The sequence below is a fragment of the Streptomyces megasporus genome, assembly GCF_000718985.1.
Lineage (GTDB): Bacteria > Actinomycetota > Actinomycetes > Streptomycetales > Streptomycetaceae > Streptomyces > Streptomyces megasporus.
Genome location: NZ_JODL01000075.1, coordinates 1 through 1,341, shown reverse-complemented (window position 1 = coordinate 1,341; position 1,341 = coordinate 1). Strand labels below are relative to the sequence as shown.

Annotated in this window: 1 protein-coding gene and 2 pseudogenes; all 3 read left to right on the top strand. The window is 76.3% G+C overall.

The window, feature by feature from the left end; all coding sequences use genetic code 11:
- Window positions 1-309, top strand: a 309-nt coding sequence (locus IF47_RS29960; RefSeq protein WP_078592155.1) for a YidH family protein, incomplete at its 5' end; no start/stop codon positions are given.
- Window positions 306-473, top strand: a pseudogene (locus IF47_RS29955) (DUF202 domain-containing protein); the annotation flags it as partial. The gene IF47_RS29960 and the pseudogene IF47_RS29955, both read left to right, overlap by 4 nt.
- 109 nt (window positions 474-582) lie before the next feature.
- Window positions 583-738, top strand: a pseudogene (locus tag IF47_RS32230) (phosphotransferase); the annotation flags it as partial.
- Window positions 739-1,341 lie beyond the last annotated feature (603 nt).

Here is a 1,341-nt window from a genome sequence, read left to right as displayed (position 1 = left end):
CTGGCCAACGAGCGGACGTTCCTGGCCTGGATTCGCACCGCCCTGGCGCTGGTCGGCGGCGGGCTCGCGGTGAACCAGTTCCTGACCGGGATACGCCCGGGGGAACGGACGACGATCGCCGTGGTGCTGCTGGCGGCCGGTGCGCTGTGCGCGGTCCGGTCGGTGAACCACTGGCTGCGGACCGAACGCGCGATGCGGCGCGGTGAGGACCTGCCCCTGTCGCGCTTCCCCGTGGCGCTGGCCGTGGGCACGGCGTTGGCCGCGCTGGTGGTGGTGGCCGGCGTGGTGCTGGGCGGTCTGGGCCGGTGAGCCGGGAGCGGGGAGACGGGACGGGCGCCGGGTCCGCGCGGGACCCGGCCGCGCAGCCCGAGCGCACCCGGCTGGCGTGGCGGCGCACGGCGCTGGCCCTCGCGGTGGTCGTGGTGCTGGCGCTCCGGCAGGCGGTGCACGGGACGGGGGTGTCGCCGGCGTACGTCGCGCCGGTGGTGCTCGCGTGGCCGGTTCTCCTGGTGGTGGCCCACCGCCGGGCCCGCGTCCTGACGGCGCCCCGCCCGGAGCCCCTGGGCGTTTCCGAGGCACTGGATCGCCGCCGTCCTCGACTGGGAGATGTCCACGCTCGGCGATCCGCTCACCGATCTCGGGCTGCTGGTGATGTACAGCGGCCGGCGGCACCTCGCCGCAGGCGCGGAGGCGGTCTCCCACGGGGACGGCACGTCGATGGTGCGCAGGGCGTTGGCACCGCGGCGAGCGGCCGGCAGCAGGAGCTGCTGCCGCTGCCCCGCGTCGACGCCGACGGCGGCGCGGGCGACGGCGGCGGCCAGGCGGGACCGTTCCCAGGGGCCGAGCAAGCGGCGGGAGGCGAGGCGGACGGCGCGGGCGGTGGCCCGGTCGCGGCTGGTCTGGACGGCGTCCCGGCCGCGCTGGGCCAGGCCGAGGTAGGACAGGGTGCGCTCGTGCAGCTCCCGGCCGATCTGGTGCAGCAGACCGGAGGACAGGGCGCGGGGGCGGGCGATCCGAACTTCCAGTCCCATGACCTGGTGCCACATCAGCCCGGCCAGGACGGGGCCGATGACGGCGCGGACGGTGCCGCCGATGACGCCGGACTCGGCGTAGCAGGGAACGATCTGGACGCCGGTGATGACCCACACGAGGGTGCCGGGCAGGCCGGGGGAGCCGAGCCGGTCGGCGGTGCCGGCCTTCACGTTGGCGCGGGCCATGACGGTGCAGGCCAGCAGCGCGACCTCGGCCGCGGCGAACATCGCCGCGCGCTCGATGGGGTCGTCCATGCCAAGGTGGCTCTTGGCGAACGCCCACGAGGTGTCGGCGGAGTAGGCGGTGCAC